The 24,264-nt window shown below is 40.2% G+C and carries 25 protein-coding genes and 1 pseudogene; 22 read left to right on the top strand and 4 right to left on the bottom strand.

Annotated elements, in window-relative coordinates; genetic code table 11:
- The first annotated feature begins 44 nt into the window (after positions 1-44).
- The 14 genes and pseudogenes from FHS16_RS22335 to FHS16_RS22270 all read left to right on the top strand — a co-directional run.
- On the top strand, positions 45-1,172 hold the full coding sequence (locus FHS16_RS22335; RefSeq protein ID WP_183567998.1) for a DUF3800 domain-containing protein: 1,128 nt from the start codon (positions 45-47) through the stop codon (positions 1,170-1,172).
- Between the two features lie 103 nt (positions 1,173-1,275).
- Positions 1,276-2,661, top strand: a complete 1,386-nt coding sequence (locus tag FHS16_RS22330) for an ATP-binding protein (protein ID WP_183567995.1) — start codon at positions 1,276-1,278, stop codon at positions 2,659-2,661.
- Between the two features lie 173 nt (positions 2,662-2,834).
- Positions 2,835-3,680 (top strand): HNH endonuclease, encoded by an 846-nt coding sequence (locus FHS16_RS22325; protein WP_183567992.1) that lies wholly within the window; start codon positions 2,835-2,837, stop codon positions 3,678-3,680.
- 83 nt (positions 3,681-3,763) lie between these two features.
- Positions 3,764-3,952 carry a tyrosine-type recombinase/integrase gene (locus FHS16_RS32290; protein ID WP_183567989.1) on the top strand — a complete coding sequence of 63 codons (189 nt, stop codon included), beginning with the start codon at positions 3,764-3,766 and terminating at the stop codon, positions 3,950-3,952.
- A 274-nt stretch (positions 3,953-4,226) separates the two neighbouring features.
- Complete coding sequence (locus tag FHS16_RS22315; RefSeq protein WP_183567986.1) at positions 4,227-4,415, top strand: hypothetical protein; 189 nt, start codon at positions 4,227-4,229, stop codon at positions 4,413-4,415.
- A gap of 114 nt (positions 4,416-4,529) precedes the next feature.
- Positions 4,530-9,011 carry a phage tail protein gene (locus FHS16_RS22310; protein ID WP_183567983.1) on the top strand — a complete coding sequence of 1,494 codons (4,482 nt, stop codon included), beginning with the start codon at positions 4,530-4,532 and terminating at the stop codon, positions 9,009-9,011.
- Positions 9,012-9,231: 220 nt separating this feature from the next.
- Positions 9,232-10,206, top strand: a complete 975-nt coding sequence (locus FHS16_RS22305; RefSeq protein ID WP_183567980.1) for an NERD domain-containing protein — start codon at positions 9,232-9,234, stop codon at positions 10,204-10,206.
- A 112-nt stretch (positions 10,207-10,318) separates the two neighbouring features.
- Positions 10,319-10,717: a DUF6979 family protein gene (locus FHS16_RS22300; protein ID WP_183567977.1), complete on the top strand. Its 399-nt coding sequence runs from the start codon at positions 10,319-10,321 to the stop codon at positions 10,715-10,717.
- Positions 10,718-10,720: 3 nt separating this feature from the next.
- Complete coding sequence (locus tag FHS16_RS22295; protein WP_183567973.1) at positions 10,721-11,704, top strand: HNH endonuclease; 984 nt, start codon at positions 10,721-10,723, stop codon at positions 11,702-11,704.
- 21 nt (positions 11,705-11,725) lie between these two features.
- Positions 11,726-12,442, top strand: coding sequence for a nucleoside triphosphate pyrophosphohydrolase (locus tag FHS16_RS22290; RefSeq protein WP_183567970.1), 717 nt, complete (start codon positions 11,726-11,728; stop codon positions 12,440-12,442).
- Between the two features lie 49 nt (positions 12,443-12,491).
- The gene (locus FHS16_RS22285; RefSeq protein ID WP_376769694.1) at positions 12,492-13,139 is read left to right on the top strand and encodes a restriction endonuclease; all 648 of its coding nucleotides are present in this window, start codon (positions 12,492-12,494) and stop codon (positions 13,137-13,139) included.
- A 44-nt stretch (positions 13,140-13,183) separates the two neighbouring features.
- Positions 13,184-13,546: an epimerase gene (locus FHS16_RS22280; protein WP_183567964.1), complete on the top strand. Its 363-nt coding sequence runs from the start codon at positions 13,184-13,186 to the stop codon at positions 13,544-13,546.
- Positions 13,547-13,869: 323 nt separating this feature from the next.
- The gene (locus FHS16_RS22275) at positions 13,870-14,034 is read left to right on the top strand and encodes a YolD-like family protein (protein WP_183567961.1); all 165 of its coding nucleotides are present in this window, start codon (positions 13,870-13,872) and stop codon (positions 14,032-14,034) included.
- 383 nt (positions 14,035-14,417) lie between these two features.
- Positions 14,418-14,648, top strand: a pseudogene (locus FHS16_RS22270) (sporulation initiation factor Spo0A C-terminal domain-containing protein); the annotation flags it as partial.
- Between the two features lie 157 nt (positions 14,649-14,805).
- On the opposite strand, the gene FHS16_RS22265 reads toward FHS16_RS22270, so the two are convergent.
- On the bottom strand, positions 14,806-14,973 hold the full coding sequence (locus FHS16_RS22265; protein WP_183567958.1) for a mechanosensitive ion channel protein MscL: 168 nt from the start codon (positions 14,971-14,973) through the stop codon (positions 14,806-14,808).
- A 136-nt stretch (positions 14,974-15,109) separates the two neighbouring features.
- Between FHS16_RS22265 and coaD the strand changes: the two genes are divergently transcribed.
- Positions 15,110-15,586, top strand: coding sequence for a pantetheine-phosphate adenylyltransferase (gene coaD / locus FHS16_RS22260; protein WP_183567955.1), 477 nt, complete (start codon positions 15,110-15,112; stop codon positions 15,584-15,586).
- 107 nt (positions 15,587-15,693) lie between these two features.
- Here the strand turns inward: coaD and FHS16_RS22255 are convergent, their stop codons facing one another.
- On the bottom strand, positions 15,694-15,987 hold the full coding sequence (locus tag FHS16_RS22255; RefSeq protein WP_183567952.1) for a DUF2627 domain-containing protein: 294 nt from the start codon (positions 15,985-15,987) through the stop codon (positions 15,694-15,696).
- Between the two features lie 209 nt (positions 15,988-16,196).
- Here FHS16_RS22255 and lpdA point away from each other — a divergent pair, with 209 nt between their 5' ends.
- From lpdA to lipB, 5 genes are all read left to right on the top strand, one after another.
- A complete protein-coding gene (gene lpdA, locus FHS16_RS22250; RefSeq protein ID WP_183567949.1) occupies positions 16,197-17,624 on the top strand; it encodes a dihydrolipoyl dehydrogenase in 1,428 nt (475 codons plus the stop codon).
- A gap of 98 nt (positions 17,625-17,722) precedes the next feature.
- Positions 17,723-18,757 carry a thiamine pyrophosphate-dependent dehydrogenase E1 component subunit alpha gene (locus FHS16_RS22245; RefSeq protein ID WP_312891030.1) on the top strand — a complete coding sequence of 345 codons (1,035 nt, stop codon included), beginning with the start codon at positions 17,723-17,725 and terminating at the stop codon, positions 18,755-18,757.
- On the top strand, positions 18,757-19,740 hold the full coding sequence (locus tag FHS16_RS22240; RefSeq protein WP_183567946.1) for an alpha-ketoacid dehydrogenase subunit beta: 984 nt from the start codon (positions 18,757-18,759) through the stop codon (positions 19,738-19,740). Before FHS16_RS22245 ends, FHS16_RS22240 begins: the two co-directional genes overlap by 1 nt.
- Before the next feature lie 119 nt (positions 19,741-19,859).
- Complete coding sequence (locus FHS16_RS22235) at positions 19,860-21,191, top strand: dihydrolipoamide acetyltransferase family protein (RefSeq protein WP_183568171.1); 1,332 nt, start codon at positions 19,860-19,862, stop codon at positions 21,189-21,191.
- Between the two features lie 17 nt (positions 21,192-21,208).
- Complete coding sequence (gene lipB, locus FHS16_RS22230) at positions 21,209-21,916, top strand: lipoyl(octanoyl) transferase LipB (protein ID WP_183567943.1); 708 nt, start codon at positions 21,209-21,211, stop codon at positions 21,914-21,916.
- Here lipB and prli42 read toward each other — a convergent pair.
- Entirely contained in the window at positions 21,902-22,003 is a 102-nt protein-coding gene (gene prli42 / locus FHS16_RS22225) for a stressosome-associated protein Prli42 (RefSeq protein WP_183567940.1), read from the bottom strand. The two genes, lipB and prli42, sit on opposite strands and share 15 nt — an antisense overlap.
- A 93-nt stretch (positions 22,004-22,096) precedes the next feature.
- Here prli42 and FHS16_RS22220 point away from each other — a divergent pair, with 93 nt between their 5' ends.
- A complete protein-coding gene (locus FHS16_RS22220) occupies positions 22,097-23,236 on the top strand; it encodes a M20/M25/M40 family metallo-hydrolase (RefSeq protein ID WP_183567937.1) in 1,140 nt (379 codons plus the stop codon).
- A gap of 152 nt (positions 23,237-23,388) precedes the next feature.
- Here FHS16_RS22220 and mciZ read toward each other — a convergent pair whose 3' ends face one another.
- Positions 23,389-23,553 carry a Z-ring formation inhibitor MciZ gene (gene mciZ / locus FHS16_RS22215; RefSeq protein ID WP_183567934.1) on the bottom strand — a complete coding sequence of 55 codons (165 nt, stop codon included), beginning with the start codon at positions 23,551-23,553 and terminating at the stop codon, positions 23,389-23,391.
- Positions 23,554-23,669: 116 nt separating this feature from the next.
- Here mciZ and FHS16_RS22210 point away from each other — a divergent pair, with 116 nt between their 5' ends.
- Positions 23,670-24,212, top strand: a complete 543-nt coding sequence (locus FHS16_RS22210) for an NUDIX hydrolase (protein WP_183568168.1) — start codon at positions 23,670-23,672, stop codon at positions 24,210-24,212.
- The last annotated feature ends 52 nt before the right edge of the window (positions 24,213-24,264 follow it).

The following is a 24,264-nucleotide window of genomic DNA, read 5'->3' as shown; positions in this document are numbered from 1 at the left end:
ATAGTTATGTCATTATTTGTATAACGATACGTAGGGGGATTGAAATGGCTGATGAAGTGTTGTTTGCTTTTGAAGAAGAGGAAGAAAGTGAATTTGATGAGCAAGAAGTAGACCCCGAAAAGTTAGCAAGAAGAGAAAAAGAGAAAGAGGTATTAATCGAACGATTGAATGCAGACGACCATTTTCATTTAATCACACGAGTAGCGCACTTACTTAATCGATTTCAAAGCACACGTAATTCTGACATCACACTAATGATAAAGTATTGGGAAATATATGAATCGAAGAATTATAAGGAAGGGCAAGCTGTAACCCCCGAACAATTATATGAATTTGAAAGGCTTACTTCTTTGGCAAGGGCAAGGGCGAAAATACAGAATGAATTTGGTCTATTTAAAGGAGAAGAAAAGGTAAGAAGGTTCAGAAAGAGTAAAGAAGAGGTTGAGAAAGAAATTCAGCTCTCAACTAAGCCTGATATTCCAACCATAAATATATATTGCGACGAAACTGGGAAGAACAAGAATTTTGCGATAGTCGGTAGTTACTGGGTGCTTGAAAGAAGCAAAAATGAAAATCTGATACGAGTTATGAGTGAATGGAAGAGGGAAAAAGGATTAACAGTTAAAAATGAGTTTCACTTTACCGAAATGAAAAAACATCAGTATGATTTATACGTTGAGTTCTTTAACAAAGTTGTTGAAATGGGAGAAATGGTCAGTTTTCAAGCGATAGCATTTGATATGCGAGAAAATAGAAGAAAGATTGATGATTTGCTCAGTGATTTGCATTATCAACTTGTGCATATGGGTATTGAGCATGAAACAGCAACAGGTCGAGTAAGCCTACCACGCTCTGTTAATTTTACAAAGGACAAAGAAGTAGGAAATGATGCATTAACTCTGGTGAAGATAGAGCAAAACTTGCAACTTCAATTTAAAGTTAATTATGAAGATAAACTGCGTTTAAATTTATTTGGTGCTACTGAATCATACGCAAGTGTGCAATTACAAATAGCTGATCTATTCGCAGGAAGTTTAAACAGATTACTTAATGATAGAGGAGAAAACTATAAAGACGATTTTGCTCTCCATGTTTTTCGTTCTTTAGGCATGGATCCAGAGAATATTTTTTCCTCAGAAAGTGACATGGTGAGATTACATCTTTTGCAATGACCTATAAAACTCTACCAGAATTACTCCTTAGGTGTGGTTTTAATCCATATAGTAAAGTTTAATTTGTGAGAACATTAATTTTAAAAGAAAGGTGATTGCATTTATGTTAAGCAAGGAAATGTTTTTTGAGATGTATTCACTTGGTAGAGAAGATGATAAATGGGATTTTAAAAAGGAACTTAATATATCAAAAAAAGAGGAGTTTTATGAATTTATAAAGGATTTACTTGCATTCACTAATAGTGGCGGTGGATATCTAATATTAGGGATAGAAAATCAGACAAATGAAATAGTTGGGATAAGCAATAAAATTGATGAAGCAGACTTAGGGCAGAGAATTGAAGCAACTCTTGGCTATTCAATTGATGTAAAAGTATTATATTTTGAGCATGAAATTGGAGGGAAAGTAATACAACTTGGGTTAATTTATATTAAAGGTTCGGAAAAGATCAGGGTTTCATCCAAGGACTTCACAAGCCAAAAAGGAGAAATAATACAATCAAATATTATTTATGTCAGAAGAAATACAAGAAGCATACGGGCTAACGGGGAAGAATTAGAAAGATTAATGAGTCAAATTATACGAAAAGAGGATTATAAATTTAAAGAGTCGGATGTAAAGATAATTGAGAGAAATAAATCATTTATACATCTGCATCACAGGTTATCTGATTTTTTAAAAGATAAATATGAATTTACAGCCTTGAACTTTGCAGATAAATTGCAACAAGTTTATTTTCATCAAACGAGATATAATAAACTAGAATTTGCTACTCTTATAGGATTTGAAACTGATAAAATTGACGATTATTTTGATGGAAGAGTTCTACCTAAATTAGAGCATATTCTAAGAGCGAATGTATTATTTGATTTACCAATTGATTTTTTCTTCAAGCCATCATATTGGAATTTAAGAACTACTGTTTGGAAAGATCCTGTTATAAATTATTGCATCGTCAACAAATTAACCAATAAAGTTGAACTTTTTAGATATAAGGATGAAGGAAAGTTTTTCTATGAAGTATTTGTGGAACTTGGTAAAGCACTTAATACATTTCGGGAATGGATTAATTCGGAATATAAACCACATAAAGATAGTGATGAACTAATATTTATTTCCCCAAAATATGATTTTTTAGATAAGGCTGTTTCTAAATTACCAACAGAAAAGGTTGAATGGTTTAAAAAGTTTCTTTCAACGCAACATTATAAAACATTAGAACTAGCAGGGGCAGTAGAAAGAAAATTCAAGGATAATGGATTTTTACCTTACGAAGAAATCCTTGATACTTTACTTGGCTATAATGAAGAGTTTATATGTCGTATAATAAATGAGAGTATCAGTGAAATAACTATTAAAAATGATAATGTAGAGGTAAAATTCCATTTCTTTGAAGAAGTATTGGAGTTAATTGCTAGAGGAAGAGAGTATAACACTAGTTTAGTTTTGTTAGAACTAAATGAAGCAAAGCATATTATTGAGGAATAATATAATATTAAGTGGTCAAACCTTAATTTATGCTTAGATATATTACGGTGAACATTACTATAAGTGTCGGCAAAAAGTTTGACAAATTTACTTTTGAACCAGAATAAGAATATGGAATACCATGGTTGAACTAGCATTTAAATTTTAAAAATAAAAGTTCAAGGAGATATGTGATGCGACACATACTACACGAACGTTTTTCATACTCGGATTCAATCCTTCTAGTTAGCGGGGCAATCCAAAATTTTTACGTTGATAATTATTCTGATTTTAATATGTTTTGGGAAATAATTCGTGATCATTTCCCAGATAAACTATTTAAATCCAAAAAAGAAACAATACTTCACGAGTACTTATGGTGGATTTCAAATAACTCTAGTATGATCGAAGATTTTAGAAATAGCGATTACAGTCAAGAGATGTTTGTCTTTTATGAGAACACTTTGAAAGATTTCGATGTTAGGATTCCATCTAAAATCATTCCTAATTTTGAATATATCGAAGGGCATGGCTTTTGCGGAAAATGCAAAAGTTGCAAAAAGCTTATCAATTATGTGGACTGGATTGCAGAGAAAATAGATGAATTTAAGCCTAACATTATCCATTCTGCTTTTCATGTACTCATGTTGAATAAACATTTTCTTCGTGATTTTCATGAGAGACTTGCTGAGTGTATAGATAGAGACAAAGCTCGCTTACATCAATTGCATTCAGAATACATTTTAGAAACTGGAAAAATAAAACGAATGTCTTCATTGCCAGTTTGGTTAAAAAGAGGGATGTTTTTTCGAGATAAAGGCGTGTGTACGATCTGTCGTAACCCACTATCTGGAGACCTCTTTTTAGGTATCGATCCTGATATGGATCACATAGTTCCTTTGGATAAAAACGGAAATAATGATCCCTCTAATTTTCAAATTCTCTGTAATAAATGTAACAATAAAAAAAGACATTATAGTAGCGCAACAAGTTCGTATGATATACCTTATTGGAATTTACCAATCGAAGATCAAGAATAATTGAATAATAATTAGAAGTTACTGCGTCTGTATATATCCAACCTTCATCACATGAATATAAATATTGAAGCGTTCAGAATCTAATGGAGAAGAATGGTCACAACGTTCATCAGACTCGCCACAGCTTTATTACTGGGCTTGTACGTTCTGGGGAAGATATAAGCGTTACACAAAGCCTTAGCGGTCATTCAAGTGCAGATATGATACTACGCTATTCTATGCCATCAGATGAAGACAAGCAGAAAGCGGTAGATAACATATTTAAAGACTAGCCACCTGTAGAGGTGGTTTTTGTTTTGTCTTGGAAGGGAGGGGTGGGGGTGGGTTAAAAGTGAAATCAAGATTATGATCTTCGTTAAAGGATAGTACACATACAGCCAGAAACTCGATAGTGATTTGAAGCGATACGTCAAAACCAGAGATTATCTGCCAAAATGATAGAAACTACTGATAATATAACACTTTATGAAGTGACCCACTCTCCGAAAAATCGGAGAGTTTTTATTTTGCTTAATACATCACAATTTCGTGAAGGAGGGGACTGAAATGAATGATAATGAATTACGTTCAGCGTTGTTAAGCTTTCAAAAGAGGTTTGGAACACCGATTATATTTATCGCAAAGAAATGTGGAGTGTCAAGAGAACATTTAAGCAAATGGATTAACATTGAATCTTATCTAATCTCTAATGAATTAAAAATTAAAATCAAAACAGTTATTAAAAGTGAACTGTAGAACGCAAAGTAACGATTAAAAGCCTAGAAGCAGATTGATTTTGCATCTAAGCTTTTTTCATCAAGATGAAGATAATCAGACATTAACACAATAATTTACCTTGGAGGTGCTTTAATGACAATAAGACTAGGTGATATCGATTTTAAGAAAAAGCCAATTAAACCACAAGTGTTTCTATGTAAGCCAAATAAAGAGATCATTGCAAAAATGAATGAGTCGTATAATATTTCATTCAGTAACAAGCTTGGCGCATTGAATGAATTGACCTTTACGCTACCTGTATTCATCGATCAAGGTCATGAACTTATCAGGAATAATAATGCCGATAAAATCAGAGGTAGATATCTGATCAAACTGATTCTAGACAAGTACGTAGAGTATTTCATGGTTACTCAAGTGGAGAAAATTGGTGACGACAGTAAAGAAGAAGTGAACATCACTTGTTTATCATTAGGATTCGAAATGAATGATAAGCTGATTCGTGATTACAAAGCTCAGTCGAAGACAGCTACAGAACTTTTGAATGACCTACTCATTAACACGAATTGGAAAGTGGGCTATGTTGATTCTGAGTTCGATCTGAAGCGTCGAGGATTAGAAGTGTCTTCGAGCACAGTGTTAGAGCAAGTCTTTGAGGTCGCTACGACCTTTAATGCATTGGTGTCATGGAAGACAGCAACTAGGCAAGTAGACCTCTTAAAACCTGATCTGACAGGTCTGAATAAGGGTTTCGAAATCAAGCTTGGTAGGTATCTTGAAAGTTTGAATCAGGAAGATAATTCGGAAGAAATAATCACAAGAATGAAGATGTATGGTAAGGAAGACATCACTATTCGTGAGATTAATCCAACAGGAACAACGTACATCGAGGACTTGAGTTATTTCATATATCCATATAAAGAGGTATTAACTGATGATGGTTATGAAGTTATTTCTCATAGTGATTTTGATGTGTCGGATGAGCTGTGTCATCATATCCTTAGATACGATAAATTGCTTGAAGAGAAGAATGGAGCGTTTCAAACACTGGTAGCTGAAAGAGTATCGAAAAATGGTATTCTCAATGTCAAAGAGGGAGAATTGAGGACATTAAATGTTGATCTGAAAATTTTGTTAGATCAAAGAGATGTCCTCAATACTCGGATTGCAAAAATGGAAGACGAAGTTGATAATGCCGTAAACAATAAACAAGATACTGTTCTTCTGAAAAGTAATCTTGCATCACTTAAGGCTGAGTTGAATCTGAAGCTTATTGAAATCGAATTGAAAAAGTCCAATGTCTCCAGCAAAGAAGCTGAAGTAATTGTTGCTAAAGATTCACTTCAGGGTGTATTGAATCAAGTGAATAGTCTAAAGGAATTGCTTGCGCTAGAAAATAACTTTTCTCCAGCACTCCTCGAAGAGAGAAATCAGTTCATTATTGAACATGAGTGGCAGGATTCAAACATCGACAATGCTGAAGATCTGCTGATTGAAGGTAAGAAGGTTTTTGCTGAGTTGAAGCGTAAGAAAATTACGTTGAAAGCTGAGATTACTAATTTTCTAAGTATGGTCACTGAACAAGTCAATTGGGATAAACTTGAATTAGGCGATATTATTTTGATTGAGCAAGAGCGTTTGCGTGTTAGTTATGAAGCAAAGCTTACTGAAGTTGATTATGATTTCGAAAATGAAACAATCAGTGTGACAATCAGCAACATTAAGGATCTAGCTAATAAAGATAAATTCCTAGACATGCTATACAAAGGTTACAGTTCATCCACTCAGGTTAGCATAGATAAGTGGAAATGGGATCTGTCTATGGAGAACGAAGGTTCGATCAATCAAATTATTAATAACTTTTGGGATGCGAATAAGCAAGCTATCATAGGTGCTAAAGATCAGGTTATTGAGTTGTCAGATAGAGGGTTAATTATTCGAGATCCAAATGATCCTTTGACTTATCTAGTTGGTCTCAATGGAATGATAGCTATTACTAATGATGGTGGTAACACATGGAAACATGCCATTACTGGTAATGGTATTGTTGGAGAACGTATTTACGGAAAAGTGATTATGGGAACCAACCTAGCGATTGAAGATGAACATGGAATCGTAAAATGGCAAGGATCTCTTGGTGAAATATTTGACCGAAATGGAAAGCTTGTTATGAAAATGGGATTAGTTGAAGAAAATCCAGATACATTTGGTCTCTGGTCATTCAATGACATTACAAGAGTTAAGATGGATGACAGCGAAGGGTTTGTTATTGATAAGGCTACTACAGATCTATCTAATCATCCAGATGGATGGGAGAAAATTTTGTGGGCAGATCAAAGTGATGGCACTCTATATTCAAAAGGTTTGGTTGCTGAAAGCTTGAAGATTGTTAATAACATCGGAGAAGCGATTCTTGATTCGGAAAATGGTTATCTTGATATCGGTAAATTTGAAACCATCGTAATGGATAATAAGTTTACTACAATTGAAAAGATGCAGATCATTACTGAACTTTATAAGATCGAATCTCAATACAAGCGTATGCTAGAACAAGCTGAAGAATATAAGCGTTCACAGAGGGACGATATCTTTGATATTGATTCACAGTTCTTCGCTAAGACACCAAGCGTAATAGACTTGTATTCAACTACACCTCTAATCAATGCATATAATGCTTTATTAACCTACATGGAGCAATTCATCAAAATCGTAGCTAAAGATCCGTTGAACATTAATATTAACGATCCTTTAACTGAGACAACGAGTGAGATAGCAAGTCGATCTGAGTTTATTCTTAAATTCAAGAATTATTATGATGAAGAGAAAAATTTGAGAAACAAGATTGAGGATGCTTTATCCTATTCGGGGATCAATATGGGACAATTCTATAACAACGTAACAATTGGTCAATATGGAGTTGTAGCGTTAAGGAATGATGGAAAGTATCGTTCAATTCTAAATGCTACGAATGGTTTAGCGTTGCAGAAGTGGGAGACAGATCATTGGGTCAATAAAGTGTATGGTTCTATTGGCAATTCGACCTATGAAGATGGAACGCTGATAGCTGAAGACTTGGTTGCGAAACGCTTGCGTATCGAGACAAGCAATGGAGATGTCTTGTTGGATGTGAATTCGTTGCAGTTGGATTTCAGTAAGCTCGATTCAATCATATTGGATGACGTAATTGTATCCACAGAGAAGATAAGTTTGCTTAACCAATTTAAGACAATTACGAAACAGTACATTGAGCTAAAAGAGACAATTGTTCGGTACGCAACGACTATTTATAATGACAGGGATTCTATCTATTATGGTTTAACTGATGCGAGAGATCAATTAGTTGCTATAGAGTTAGAGTTACGAACTGCTTATGATGACCTGAATGTGTATATGACACCAGTGTTTGTGAATATGAATTCTACAACTCGCATTGTGACCGATCTCGGATCTACTCGTTTAATCTTCCATACGAAATGGGAAAACTTCTATAAGTCATATGAGAGTGGCAGAAGCAAGCTTGCAGATTTCCTTGAGAAGAGTACATTGCAACTTGGTCGTAACTATAACAATACAGTTATAGACGCTGAGAATGGCATCGTGGTCACTAGAGGGAATATAACGAACAGAACTACTCTTAATGCTACAGAAGGCATTGCAATCGAAGCTAACGTGGGATCAGCACTGGCTCCAGTGTGGGTTAAGAAGTTCTATGCTGGCATTGATGGGAAGTTATATGCAGAAGACTTGACAGCAATTAGGCTGAATATCTTGTCAGGTGATGGTGACTTGCTAATTGATGGAGATGCAAGAAAACTCTATCTCAATAAGTTCGATATCATTGGTGCAGGATTGATTACATCTGAACATATTGTTACAAATACGATCACAGCGGACAATGGATATATTGCTGACTTGACTGTTAACCATTTAAAAACTTTGGCTAAAGAAGGAGATATAGGATCATATGTAGACTATATCGATATTGAAAACAACGAAGCTAAGTGGATTACAGGAAGAGTTGTTACCAAAACTCCTGCAAAGGATTCGCGTGGCAATGCTTTATATTGGAAAGAAGCTGAGAAGAAGTATTTGACGACTGATGCAACATCTTATATTGCTTACAGCTATGAAATGGCTGAGACTGAAAAGTTAAGGATCGCTTTTGAAGGATCTGGTCAAACATCCTATCCATATAGTATTTGGGGTGCTGGTGATGGAGTGAAAATCAATCAGCCTGATTATGGAGATAGCGCGAGAGGATACATTTACAAGCTTCCTACTGAATTTTCCATGAAGTATAACGCTAGTAATTCTGGCGATATAAGACAAGTGAAATTGTCGGATACAGGAATTGATATTACCGCGATTAATCAAGGCATAACAGTAAAAGGTAAATCTATTGATTTAATATCAGAGAATGCATCTATTCAGATAGGGAATTCTTCTGGCTCACGTATTGGAAAAAACGATGCTGGCGACAGTATAAAGCTTAGTCTAAAAAATGGGAATGTTATAGAGCTGGATAACTCTGGACTAAACGTAAATATAAATGGAGATATCAACTTGAATGCAACTGGCTACATTCAAATCAATGGGTCTAGGGTAGACATCAACTAAAAGTAATGAATGTGAGTTTTAAGTAGGCTTTCATACAAGTTATCAAAAAGATCAGTCCATTTTGTGGGCTGATCTTTTTTTTGGGGATCAAGACATAGAACTTCTGGAATTTGAAGGTCTACTTCAATATACATATGGTATAATCTGACTATCAAATATGAGAATAACTCCTACTAATTATCTATTCTTTAACATACTAAACGTTCGAGGGGAATCACAAATGTCAATATTTAATAAACTTTTTGGTCAAAAACGGACTATTCAAAGCCCCACATTCATTAAGGATTTCTCAAAGGATAATCAGCATCTTACTGCCCTCAATGAATTACTAATTAAAGTTGATGATGGCGAAAAGAAGGACAACATCGAAAGGGACATTAAATTCCTTAAATATGGATTAGATGGGGAGAACAATGTCTACTTTGAATTGAAAAATTCCTTCCTACCTATACTTTGTCTTCATGATGTTAGATTAGAATATGGCGATTATGTAGCTCAACTTGATTTCGTTGTCATTTCAAATAAGTTTACATGTATTTTAGAAACAAAGAAATTAAGTGGTAATATCTCGATTGATTCAGATGGTAACTTTGTAAGAACCATGAAAAATAGGTATGGGAAAGATTACAAAGAAGGCATCTATAGCCCTGTTACGCAAAATACAAGGCATGTAGATATTTTAAAACATGTGCTTTCTAAAGAGTTGAAAATCAACAATATGCCAATTATTTCATTGGTTGTAATGGCTAATCCAAAAACAATAATTAAGAAATACAAATGCCCAGCAGAGATTGAAAAAACGCTTATTAAGTATGACCAGATTAAAACAACATTAGAGAAGTATCAGAATGATAAAGCAAATCAATACGATCTTGCTGAGAAAGATATGTATGATATTGCTGACTTACTGGTAAAGCTAAATACCCCAATTGAGATGGATATTGTTGGTAAGTATCAACTTGCGAATGAGAATACTCAAAGAAAAGATGAAGCACAACTTCGTGAACTACTGATAGCATTTAGATTAAGAACTTCAAGAGAAGAGAACGTAAAGGCATATTTCATTTTCAATAACAATGAGATGGAAGATATGATTTCGAGATATCCGAGGACTGTGGAGGAACTGTTAGAGGTTAAGGGATTTGGCAAGGTAAAGGTAGAGAAGTATGGACTACAAATATTGGGTATTTTTTAATTGATAGGAGTTCAACGTTTTCATGATTTTGAATGATACATGTTAATTTATATTATTGCTAAAAATTAATTTCTTAATTAAAAAAGGATTTTGAAAGGACGAATATAATAATTTGAATAAATATGGGTTAACTGCTGTTAAAACTGTTGAATTGCTTTATTTAACAAAAGTAACTAAACCATTAGATGCTTGGAACACAGTATCGACTGAGATTTTTGGGGCAGGTACTTGGTCACAAAGAAAAGGGTGTCCGAAGAACGCTTTTCTTGGATTGTGTGAAGCTGGATTAATTCGTGGTATTAATGAAGGAAGATGCTCTGAGAATAGTGGATCACAGAAGAACAAAAATTACGCCATTGAAGCTGTTGAGATTCTTAGAAGCAGACCTGAGTTAGTTGATGATAAGCATGGACTGTGGAGAGTGGTTATGAATGGAGTCAAAAAGTCACATAACTCCCAGATGGACGTTGTACTGTCTCTCTGGAACAACAATTTGATCATATCGGAGTAGAATATGAACTTCATAGATAAATGGTTACACATTATTAGAAATTGTAGCTTCGATAATACTTATAAAATGGCTTGGGCTAAGGCTATTACTGAAATAGCTACTGAGTCCGATAAATTATTTTCCATAGAATCAATAGACATGGTTGAAATCCAACTAAGGGAAATAGCAGAGAAGGCAATTCGTTATTATTTTGAACAGACAATATTCTTTGATCTTCACCAAAGTTCGAATCCAGTAAAGCCTCCTGTGGTTGTTACAATCGTAAAGAATCTAATAGTAGCTTATCGGGCTCAGTCAGGGTCAGTGAAGCCAGTGAAATGGTTCAGATCGAATATCGAATCAGTGTGCAGTACAGAGTATAAGAAAGCTGTTAGCGCTACTGTGAAGGCGTTGAAGACTGATGTGAGTTACCGATTCCTACGAGTAGAAGGTAAGGAAATAGATGGAGTCTATCAGTATGAGCAAAAAGCTGACAGCTTATTCATTCGAGCAGATAGCTTGCTTGCACTTAAAGAGAAAAGGCTGATTGTTTTTGATGCCATCAACTATCGTTGGACGCAAATGCTAGAGAATTTCAACCACTCTCCCAGACTTTCAAAAAAAGTGAGAATAATCGATGAAGATCAAGTAAGGAGAAAATCGCTTGGGAAGTTCTCAGTATATCTTGAAGCGGAAAATCCTGAATGTAATTGTTTCTTATGTGGTGGGAAGATTGAAAATGAGACACCAGCAATTGATCATGTGATTCCATGGTCGTATCTCTACTCTGATGATATATGGAACCTCGTATTCGCACACCAATCCTGCAACAGTAGCAAGTCGAACGTAATACCAAACGAAGAAATGATAAAAAGCCTTGAAGAAAGAAATATAGTGCTTATACAACGAATGATGGAACAAGAGAAGCTTGATAAGCATGTGTCTGAACTTATGATGGCAGTAGATAGAAACCTTGTCCGCAAATTTTGGATAGCTTGTCAGGGTTGATCTTGGGGAGGGATTGAGAAAATGATTACTTACAATAAGCTCGTTCGTGATAAGGTACCACACATTATTGAAGCTAGTGGGAAAACCTCTGTAATCAGAGTTCTTGATAAGCTTGAAATGGGTAATGCATTAAAGTCAAAGATGCAAGAAGAATTGAATGAGTTCTTGGAAGCTACATCAGTCGAGGATCAGGTGTCCGAATTAGCTGATTTAGTGGAGGTTATATATGGGATTTTGGACAATGAGGGAATTAGCTTAGAGGAATTCGAAAAGAGAAGAAGATTGAAGATAGAACAACGTGGAGGGTTCGAGCGGAAATTGTTTTTGATTAGTGTCATAGAAAACGATAAAGAACGAATCTTTAAACAATACAATTCAAAGGAAGAACTAATTGCTAGGGAAATTGACAAGTACATTAGCGAACATATGAAAAATATAAAGATAAAGTTACCTATGACTGATTGTATTGGATATAAAATTGCAGATAGTAAGAAGTTTGCTAGTTTGACTATTCAAGATAATCATAGTCTGATATTACACATAGGAAAGAAACAAGAAATGCTTGGTACTAAATTACAAGAAGAAATTGATATGGTATTAGGTGGAAAATTTCCAAGAACTCAAACGGATAATAACAAGTACTCACACCAAGCATTTATCAAATTGGAGTGGGTTAATGATATTGAACAAATCAAGCCTTTCATCAGAAAGGCATATGATCATAGAACACAAAATTAAGCTAAATTAGATTAATTATAAACATAAAATGGAGTTGGGGGTTTGTTTTTTGTTCGGATACATAGTCTTTGCATTCATTATCCTTGTATGTGTTGGGATTTTCATTGGATTTATAATCAGGAACAAAACGACATCCAAGAGAGCTAGTCTGCCATTGGAAGAGAATTATGATTTAAAAGCAATTGATATTTCAGACATTGATTTGATGGAAGATGGTTCTGAATTTGAAATGTATCTTTATAGATTATTTCTTGAATTAGGCTACGATGGAGTATATAAGACAGTAGGGGCTAGAGATTTCGGAGCAGATGTAGTATTCACTGATCGTGATGGAATAAGGAACGTTATACAAGCAAAGCGTTACACCGATCCAGTGGGTATCAGTGCTGTGCAGGAGGTGTTTTCCTGTATGAGATACTACAAAGCAAAGAAAGCCATTGTGATAGCATCTGCTAAGTTTACTGAACCTTGTGAGACATTAGCAGGAGTTAATCATGTGAAGTTGTTAGATCGTGATGATTTAATAAGCATGATCGAAGCATTTAAGAAGGATGACATTCGAGCTATAAAGAAATTGATTGAAGCTGAGCCAAGAATGATCTTAGAATCATGGAGCGAAGCGAATAATGGCGTTTTACATGAGATTAAGAAGGATTATAAGGCTGAGAAATATGCCAAGTCATTGATGGAGAAGTGAAATGAATTTCGTAAAGATTGCAATTTAATATTTTGGAGGAACTTATGAGTAGAGAGCAGATGGATTTTCTAGGGCAAGTTTTGATGTCGGGTGTCAGGGATCAATCAATTAGTTTTTGGGATAAATTGATTGAAGGAAAAATGAGAGGTTCCATGTCTAAGAAAATAAGTGAAAGCTATAGTACTGAACAATTAGAGATATTAACTGATATAATATCACAGGTTGTAGATACTACTCTTCATAACTTGTTATGGACTATAGAACAAGAAGATCAGATTCATCTAAAAGTTCAATTGGATGAAGATGCGATAGATATCAAAGAAGCTAGCGATGGTTTGGCTGGCGAACTTTATACAGAGGATGGCTGGATTATTAAGTACAGTGAGAAAAGATATATTGAGCCATGAACAAAAATCCAATAGAGTGTGCTGTGCACCGATCTGTACTGGCGAGCGGATTGAATGAGTTTCTTTAGAGGAGTAGAGTAATTAACTGCCATTCTAAGATGAATAATTATATAGAACCACATGTGAGTACTTAACTCCATGTGGTTTATTGTCTTATTTAAAAAATCAATAGCTTGCAATAGTTTTGAAATTTCATTGATCAACCCTTGAAAGGGGAACGTGTGTTCTAATATGATAAGAATATCAGATTTGAGGGACGGTGCTTAAATGGCAACAGGATCAAAAAGAAGCTTGAGGGTAATGGTATGTGGGAGAGCAGTAGGATGATGATGCCTGAGCATAAAGTTGCATTGAATGAAAATGATCGCGAAATGAAGAAGAGACAACGAATTGAATTAGACAAACAAGAATGTGAAGACATTACTAGTATCGTTGCTGAGTCGATGCAATATCGTGTGGAAATAAGTGTACAGATGTTCATTAATTAGAGTAATAACTGTGATCGGCGTTGAGGATAGGGGTGAGTAGTTGAAAGGACAACTCATGGTCATTGGAGAGAGGTTTCTTGTTCGGAATAACGAAGGAGTTGAGATTGAGGGATAAGGCAGTTACTAAAGCACATTTTCATCAGTTTCATATCAATAAAAACGAAATTAAATTTTGATAATTAAGTGCTAAAAATAAAATTACTTCTATTAATATGTAGGAAAATGGAGATGATGAAAAGTCATCTCACTCTTGTTATCTTCAAAAGCAAGGTTGACAAGCAATCAGCGTTATATTACATTTGGACTGTAAACTATTTAAGCAACTAATTCTGTTGTTCAAACCCGATAAATAACGAAAAATTGAATATGTTACATAGAATATTGCAATTACGAAAACGCTGTATCCCGCCATTGCCGAGAAATTCAAAACAACGCCATCCCGCGTAGAACGCGCCATTCGGCACGCGATCGAAGTAGCTTGGACGCGCGGCAACATCGACAGCATCAGCCACCTGTTTGGTTACACGATTAATATCAGCAAGTCGAAACCGACCAATTCAGAATTCATTGCGATGGTTGCAGACAAGCTACGGATTGAGCATAAGGTTAGCTGAACGTAAGAGGAGGCTTTTGTTAGGGGTTTCTTGAAACGAAGCTTACGATTGCAATATGAACGACCACGACCGAGGCAGCCATTGTCTCGGTTTTTTTTATTGCCTGCGTCAAAAATGCAAATAGCCCGAAAACAAAAAAAGGCCCACTCGAGATGCCTTAATTGTAAACAACTCTTCGGTTAATGTAGACATTGCTTCCGTATTTCTTGATTAATCCGTTTGATTCTGCTTTGATAAAGCTATGAATTTCTTTCAAGCGTTGTGTTTGTGGCTGGATCGTTTCTTTTACTTTCCCGTCTACGGTAACGTCGAACACGATTTTCATATGTTCACCTCTTCTTCTTAAGATAGACTAATCTTAATGCAATTGTATTTGGCTATCATAAAAAGAAATGATTAGAATTGTAATTTTATTTGAAAATCATCATCGGAATGTTAAGGATAAGAATGGAGGCGAACCTATGAGAGCTGTGTATGCAGGGAGTTTTGATCCGATTACGTTAGGGCATGTTTCTGTAATCGAACGGGCTTTTCATTTGTTTAGCGAGGTTCATGTTATTGTAGCGAACAACCGCTCCAAGAAGCATCATTTTACGATCGATCAGCGCACGGAGCTCGTTTCACTCTCCATTCCGCAAGATGCGAAACTCAAAATCATTCCTTATGAGGGAATTGTGGCAGACTACATTAACAAGCATGACATTCATGTTGTGATCAGGGGCATTCGCAATGCGACCGATTTGGAATACGAGCTTCAGCTAGAACAATATATTCGTAATACGACGATGGCTGATACGATTTATTTGTCCCCCTATACGCATTACATGCAAACGAGCAGTTCACTCGTCCGGATGTTTCTGATGTCTGATAAGACGGAGCTCGCCGCTTCCTATATGGTGCCCAAAGCGTACATGCAGATGCTTGATTATGTGGAGTAGAAGCACAATCCCGCATTACGTTATAGTACCAATAAAAAAACCGCCGGATCAGGAGCTGCGAGAGCCTGATCCGGCGGTTGAGAAACGCAATTTGAGTCGTGATTAAGTTAGTTTTGCGGTTTTGGCGGACGAGGGCGTTTTTTCTTGAAGCGGGGTGCAACGTAATTGCGTTTGCGGTCACGGAAAAAAGTCCAGCCAGCAATAAAGCCTGCACCAGCAGCAAACATGACAAAGCCTAGCAAAAATTTCAGCCATTCGAAATCAGGCGTGATGGTTGAGTCTCCAAATTGAGAGAAGTAAAGGAACAATGAATCTTTCATTTTCAGAAATCCGAAGCAAGCGAGCAATCCAGGAATAACTAACATAAGGATGGCAATAAAACGGGCCGTTATTAATTTCATAAATAGAGTTTCTCCTTATCGGTCAAAATATACAGTTAGCATTATCATACCTTTTTAAGCGCAGTGTGTCTATTTCGTAAACCAACGATGCCTCTGGCGGCAAAAACAGGTACAATAGGGAAGAATGACATGTTACAATGCGAAGGGGTATGCTGCAAAACATAAGCACTGCCCGCTGAGTTGCATGCAATGATGGAGGGATTGATTAGATGGCTATTCAGGTAGACGTGGCTGTGCTCGGAGGCGGACCTGGTGGATATACGGCAGCGATTCGGGCTGCGCAATTAGGCAAGTCGGTAGCGATAATTGAAATGGACAAGCTCGGTGGAACATGCTTGCATAAAGGCTGCATACCTAGTAAATCGTTGCTGAGAAGCGCAGAGGTATATTCAACCTTGCTAGAGGCCAGTACATACGGAATAGATGTAGCTGAAGGAGCCGTATCCTTAGCGTTCGATAAGGTGCAGACTCGCAAGACGCAAACGGTCGATCAGTTATTCCGCGGTTTGCAAAGCTTAATGAAAAAAAATGGGATCCAAATCATACAGGGTAAAGGGAGAGTCATTGGGCCTTCAATCTTCTCACCGCGCAGCGGATCACTGGCCGTCGAGCTGCCTGACGGTGAAATGGAGTCGGTTGTTTCCACGAATCTGATTATCGCTACCGGATCACGTCCGCGCATATTGCCTGGCTTGGAGCCAGATGGCGAATACATTATGAGCAGTGACGAAGCGCTTGAAATGGACAAGCTTCCAGGCTCCATAATTATCGTGGGCGGCGGCGTGATCGGCGTTGAATGGGCATCCATGCTTCAGGATTTCGGAGTACAGGTGACGTTGGTAGAGGCGGGTTCGCGCTTGCTGCCAGGCGAGGATACCGAGGTGTCAGCGGAACTGACAAAATTGTTTACCAAGCGAGGCATTCGTATCCTAACGGGAGTACAGCTTCAAACGGATCAATATAAAGGGGAGAACGGGGAAGTGTCCATAGTAGCTGAAACGCCGGATGGTGATGTCGTGCTGACAGCAGAGAAGCTGCTCGTCTCCATAGGCCGTCAAGCAAACGTTGAAGGCATCGGACTTGAAAATACGGATATTCGTACGATCAATGGCGTTATTGAAGTGAATGGTTTTGGACAGACGAGCGAGCCGCATATTTATGCGATTGGCGATGTCATCGGAGGCGTGCAGCTTGCGCATGCAGCGGCTCATGAGGGTCTGCTTGCCGCTGAGCATATAAACGGAGAGAAGCCCACAGCAATGGAAGCTCATCTTATTCCTAGATGCATCTATTCTCGTCCCGAAATCGCATCGTATGGTTTAACCGAGGACGGTGCTCGCTCGAAGGGCCATGATATTATAACTGGCAAAATTCCGTTCCAGGCAATCGGCAAAGCACTCGTTCTTGGCGAAAAGGATGGTTTCGTCAAAGTCATTGCCGATCGGAAAACAAATGACATCGTCGGCGTCCATATGATTGGCGCTCACGCGACGGATCTTATATCCGAGGCCGCTCTTGCCAGTGTCCTTAATGCTACGCCTTGGGAAGTTGGTCAAATGATCCATCCGCATCCTACGCTCTCAGAGGCACTTGGAGAGGCGATGCTTGCTGTAGACGGCAATGCAATTTCGTTCTAATCATGGTGGTTTTCTTTTTGAATCAATTGGAGTTATAATATATATGATCTAGTCTTAGTACCAGGTTATAATCGTGCTGAAAAAAGGAGGAACACCTTGTGACCCAATCTGCTTCTACTGGGCAAAATGTTCGTCATTTGGAATTAGGGCTTAGCGATGAGCAAGCAATTGATATGTACGCTACAATGGTGACCGCTCGTAAGTTTGATGAGCGCATGCTGCTGCTGCAGCGCGCCGGTAAAATTAACTTTCACGTCTCTGGCGTTGGCCAAGAGGTGGCACAGGTTGCCGCTGCCTTCGCGCTTGACCGAGAAAATGATTATTATTTGCCCTACTATCGAGATTATGGCTTTGTGCTGGCAGTTGGCATGACGCTGCGTGATTTGCTGTTATCGGTATTTGCAAAAGCAGAGGATCCCAATAGCGGCGGACGCCAGATGCCAGGACACTTCGGCTCGAAGAAGCTCCGTATTGTAACGGGATCAAGTCCAGTTACGACGCAGGTTCCGCATGCAGTAGGCATAGCGTTGGCTGCCAAGATGAAAAAGAAAGAGCTCGTCACGTTTGTTACATTCGGAGAAGGCTCCAGCAACCAAGGCGATTTCCATGAAGGGTGCAACTTTGCGGGCGTGCACAAGCTGCCGGTCATTCTCATGTGCGAGAATAACCAATACGCCATTTCGGTGCCGCTACATAAGCAATTGGCCGGAAAAGTTGCTGATCGGGCGATTGGCTATGGCTTCCCTGGCTTCCAAGTGGACGGGAACGACGCGCTTGAAGTATTCCGCGTCGTAAAAGAAGCGCGTGAGAGAGCCATTGCAGGAGATGGCCCTACACTGATCGAAGCTATGATGTACCGTATCTCGCCGCATTCCACCTCCGATAACGATCTGGCTTACCGATCCAAAGAAGAGGTTGATCTGCATCGCGAGAAGGACGGCATACCTAAATATAAACAATATTTAACTGATTGCGGTATTTGGAATGAAGAGCTGGAAGCGGAGCTTCAAGCTAAAATTCGCAAGCTGCTTGACGAGGCAACGGAATATGGCGACAAAGCGCCGTTCCCTACGCCGGAATCTACATTGCTGCATGTATTTGCAGGCGATGCTGAGCAAGGAGGCCATTCATAATGCCAGTAATCGAATATATTGATGCGATTCGCCAAGCGATGAAAGAAGAGATGGAGCGAGACGAGGACGTGTTCGTGCTCGGCGAGGATGTTGGCCTTAAAGGCGGCGTTTTTACGACGACAAAAGGGCTGCAGGAGCAATTCGGCGAGCAGCGTGTGATGGATACGCCGCTAGCTGAGTCGGCAATTGCTGGAGTTGCTATTGGTGCTGCGATGTATGGAATGAAGCCGATAGCTGAAATGCAGTATTCGGATTTCATGTTCCCGGCAACAAACCAAATCATCAGCGAAGCAGCGAAAATAAGGTATCGTTCCAATAATGACTGGACCTGTCCGATCGTCATTCGGGCACCGATCGGCGGCGGCATCTTTGGCGGCTTGTACCATTCGCAATGCCCGGAATCGGTATTTATCGGAACGCCTGGCCTCAAAATCGTCGCGCCTTACCGGGCTTACGATGCAAAGGGATTGCTGAAGGCTGCCGTTCGTGATCCGGATCCGGTTCTTTTCTTTGAGAATAAAAAATGCTACAAGCTGATCTTAGGTGAAGTTCCGGATGAAGACTATATTGTCCCAATCGGGAAAGCGAACGTGCTGCGCGAAGGCGAAGACATCACCGTTATTAGCTACAGCATGCCTCTTCACTTCGTAGAGCAGGCAGCGGCTGAGCTAGCAGGCGAAGGCATAAGTGCCCACATTCTTGATCTGCGGACGCTGCAGCCGCTGGACAAAGAGGGTATCCTTGAAGCGGTTCGCAAAACGGGCAAGGTGTTAATCATCCATGAGGACAATAAAACAGGTGGAGTCGGTGCCGAGGTATCCGCCATCATTGCAGAGGAGCTGCTTTATGAGCTGGATGCCCCAATCATGCGGCTCTGCGGACCCGACGTCCCGGCAATGCCCATTAATCCTCCGGGCGAGAAGTTTTTTCTGCTTAACAAGGAAAAGGTCAAAGAAGCAATGCGGCAGCTAGCTCTTTATTAATAGAGAATAGAAAATATGCTGTTTAGATACAGCGCTTGATTGTCACCGCGAAACGTATGCTGCGCCGCCGAAGGACGGCGGAAGCTGTTGACGCTTGGGTCAGTAGGGAGATGTGAATGATGAAAACTATGACGGAAATCGTCGTGCCGCAGTTAGCGGAATCGCTCGTTTCGGCCACAATTGACAAATGGTTGAAGCAGCCTGGGGATTGGGTCGATGTGTATGAGCCTGTCTGCGAGATTATTACGGACAAAGTAAATGCGGAATTGCCATCTACCGTAGCCGGGAAGCTTGTTCAAATTTTAGTTGAAAAAGGCGAGACTGTTCCAGTGGGAACGCCAATCTGTGTCATTGAAACGGAAGGTACAGTGGATGTTGCCTTGCAAGCAGCACCGGAGGGACATTCAGCAACTTCGGAGCGCGCTTCGGAGAAGGAGCCTCTTGCGGTCGAATCGGAAGACGCGCCTATGCGCAATCGGTTCTCGCCAGCTGTTCAGCAGCTTGCTGCTGAGCATGCCATCCGTTTGTCTGACGTACCAGGTACGGGACTTGGCGGTCGTATTACTCGAAAGGATGTACTTGCATACGTAGCTTCCGGCGCAGGCAAGTCGAATCAGTCAGCCAACGGCTCTGTTGCGGCGCCTGCTCCTAGAACAGTTGACGCAGCTGCACAAGTGCGTTCCTCGGGCCTTCATTTGACTGAGACGCCGAAATTTCCGAAAATCGAAGTTGAAGGCTCATCCAATGCGGGCCGCGGTGATAACTTCATCGACGTAACGCCGATCAGAAATACGATTGCACGAAACATGAGGCAAAGCGTAAGCGAAATTCCGCATGCTTGGACGATGATTGAGGTTGATGTTACCAACCTTGTACTGCTAAGAAATAAGCTGAAGGATGACTTCATGAAACGCGAAGGCATCAATCTCACTTATTTGGCTTTCCTATTGAAAGCTGTTGTGAATGCCATTAAAGATGTTCCGATCATGAACTCGATGTGGGCTGTTGATAAAATTATCGTCAAACGCGATATTAACATCGCGCTCGCTGTCGGGACGGAGGATTCTGTACTCACGCCAGTCATCAAAAATGCCGATCATAAAAACGTTGCAGGCTTGGCCAAAGAAATTGAAGAGCTGGCTCGCAAGACCAGAGAAGGCAAGCTGACCTTGTCTGATATGCAAGGCGGTACTTTTACGGTGAACAATACGGGCTCATTCGGTTCGATATTGTCTTATCCGATCATCAATTATCCGCAGGCTGCCATTCTAACGTTCGAATCCATCGTGAAGCGTCCTGTCGTCATCAACGATATGATCGCGGTGCGCTCAATGGCTAATCTTTGCCTATCGCTGGATCACCGCATTCTAGATGGCGTCATTTGCGGACGCTTCCTGCAGCGTGTGAAGGACAACTTGGAGAGCTTCAATCTAGAAAGCAAATTGTATTAGAAAAGGGGAACACCATCATGGCTGAAGCGGATAACGCAATAAGCTTGAGACGGCTGGACGCCCACTATATCGGCATGCTCGAATACGCACAGGCGTGGGAGCTGCAGAAAACATACGTGAAGCAAATTGATCAGGGGGAGCGGGAGGAATCGCTGCTCCTTCTTCAGCATCCGCCAACGTATACGATGGGCTCAGACAAACATCCGGAGCATTTGCTCCTTGACGAGGACCAGCTGGCGGAACGAGGGATTACGCTGTTTCAGATCGACCGCGGCGGCGATATAACCTACCATGGCCCTGGTCAAATTGTAGGTTACCCCCTATTGTATTTGGATGCTGAGGGTCTGAACTTACATGGTTATTTGCGGAGCTTAGAGCAGGTCATTATTAATTGGCTTAGCGAGTATGGGATAGAAGCGGGCAGAAAACCGGAATATACAGGAGTATGGGTCGGGCATTCGAAAATCGCGGCAATCGGTGTGAAATTCAACAAGGCTCGGAAGCGGCGGGGTTTTGTTACGAGTCATGGCTTTGCGCTGAACATTAAATCAGGAATTGCCGAGGAAGGTTTCAGCGGCATCGTTCCATGTGGCATTCAGCAATTCGGCGTGACGTCATTCAATGATTTGACGGGCTTAGAGCTGACGGTTGAGGAAGCGGCCATGCAACTGCTCCCTCATTTCGCCAAAGAGTTCAAATACGACTTAAAACTAATAGAGGAATAGCGAGCCAAGGCCAGCCACCAAAGTGGATAAAAGAAGTGCGGTTACGACTAAAATGGCAACGATTCGAATTATTCGTTGTCTACGCATGTGAAAACCCCTTTCCTATTCATGGTTTCATTGGTTTGTGGAGCTTGTCATATCCTCTATTGTATACGAAACTAACGAGCGGAGGAAACGTTAATGATCGCAAAAGATCGTTTAGTGAAAGAATTTATGGAGTTAGTGCAAGTCGATAGCGAAACCAAGCATGAGCAGGAAATAAGCCGCGTGCTCAAACAAAAGTTTGAAGCGCTGGGTTTGCAGGTCAGCGAGGATGACGCGGCAGCGAAGACAGGTCATGGAGCTGGCAACATGTTCGTGATCTGGGAAGCGGAAGGAATTGCCGCTGCCGCACCGACCATCTTTTTCACCTGCCATATGGATACCGTTACACCGGGTGTTGGCATTAAACCTCAGCTTGATGAGGATGGCTACATACGGAGCGACGGCACAACGATTCTAGGAGCGGATGACAAAGCAGGCATAGCGGCGATATTCGAAGCGATTCGCGTCGTTCAAGAGCAATTGCTGCCGCATGGCAGAATTCAGTTTGTCATTACGGTTGGCGAGGAATCCGGGCTTCTGGGCGCGCGTGCACTCGATGCATCGAAGCTTGAGGCGAAATTCGGATATGCGCTGGATTCAAACGGTGCGATTGGAGATATTGCAGTAGGTGCGCCTACGCAAGCGAAAGTAACGATTAAAATGTATGGACGCTCGGCACATGCTGGAGTGAATCCAGAGGATGGAATCAGTGCGATACAAGTCGCGTCTAAAGCGATTGCTAGAATGCCGCTTGGCCGTATCGATAACGAAACAACAGCCAATATTGGCCGTTTCGAGGGCGGAGGCGCAACCAATATCGTTTGCGATTATGTAAAGCTGGATGCCGAAGCAAGAAGCATCGTTCAATATAAATTGGATAACCAGATTGAAGCCATGCGCAAGGCAGTAGAGAGCGCGGCAGAAGAGTTCGATGCAAGGGGAGAGCTGGAGAGTGAAATTATATATCCGGCGTATCAATACGACGATGAGGATCCCGTTGTTCAGCTTGCCAAAAAAGCGATAGCTGCCATTGGCCGTACACCGCGCACGTTCCACTCTGGCGGGGGCAGCGATGCGAATATATTTAACGGCTTAGGTATCCCGACGGTCAATTTGGCTGTCGGATATGAACATATACACACAACCAAGGAGCAAATCAAGGTTGAGGATCTAGTGAAAACGACTGAGCTTGTCATTGAAATTATTAAACAAGCTGCCGAAGCAGAAGCAGAATAAGCGATGCAGCTTATCCTTGCCTTGCGGATATGCAATGAATTAATGCCGGCATTCTGCTGGCTAACATGACAGAAAGCCCTTCAGTCCTGCAAGCTCAGTCTACGCTGAACAGTGCGGATGAAGGGTTTTTGTCTGCCTATGAACGACCATGATTAGTTTGTTTTCTCTAAGGGAGCGCGCCGTACGCTAATTACGCCTGTATATTCAGACATAGGCGTGCGGGATAATGTGGATGCTGAAAGCTTGCGCAGCTGATGTCTTATTTCCCAACCTTTACCCACTAAACGTAAATGATTCAACGCAATATATTGTTTCATGATATTCGCCCCTGTCGTTTTGATATAATGATAGTTATGCAGCGGCAGGACAAGTTATGCGCAGTCAACAAACACAATTAAGGGAGAGATTTCAATTGGAAGAGCAACAAAGGGCAATGCTATGGCGTGAGGAAACGATTAGTACTGAACCTATTTTTGAAGGCAAGATGATCACATTGCAGGTGGATACGGTCACGCTGGCTGACGGCAGAACAGCGACCAGAGAAATCGTCAAGCATCCGGGAGCCGCAGCAGTAATGGCGTTGCTTGATGGAAAGCTTCTAGTCGTTGAACAGTTCCGGAAGCCGCTTGAGAAGTTTCAGATTGAAATACCAGCAGGCAAGCTGGATCCAGGAGAAGACCCATTAACAGCAGCAGCCCGGGAGCTAGAAGAGGAGACCGGATACCGTTCCGACGATCTTAAACTTTTAAGCGCTTTTTATACATCACCAGGTTTTGCCGACGAGAAACTATATATTTATTTCACGGATAAGGTAGAGCAAGGCGTGCAAAATCCAGACGATGACGAGGATCTTAGAGTTGAGGCTATCACTATGGAGCAAGCGGAAGCTTATATTCATGAGGGCCTGATTAGCGATGCCAAAACCATATTAGCGGTTTATGCTTGGAAGCTGTACATATTGACAGGTCGGCTGTAGCCGACCTTCTTTTCTATCTATATACCCGTCATACCTCGCAATTAAGCTTCAT

The organism is Paenibacillus endophyticus (genome assembly GCF_014192395.1).
Classification (GTDB): Bacteria; Bacillota; Bacilli; order Paenibacillales; family Paenibacillaceae; genus Pristimantibacillus; species Pristimantibacillus endophyticus.
This window is presented reverse-complemented; position numbering and strand designations above follow the sequence as displayed.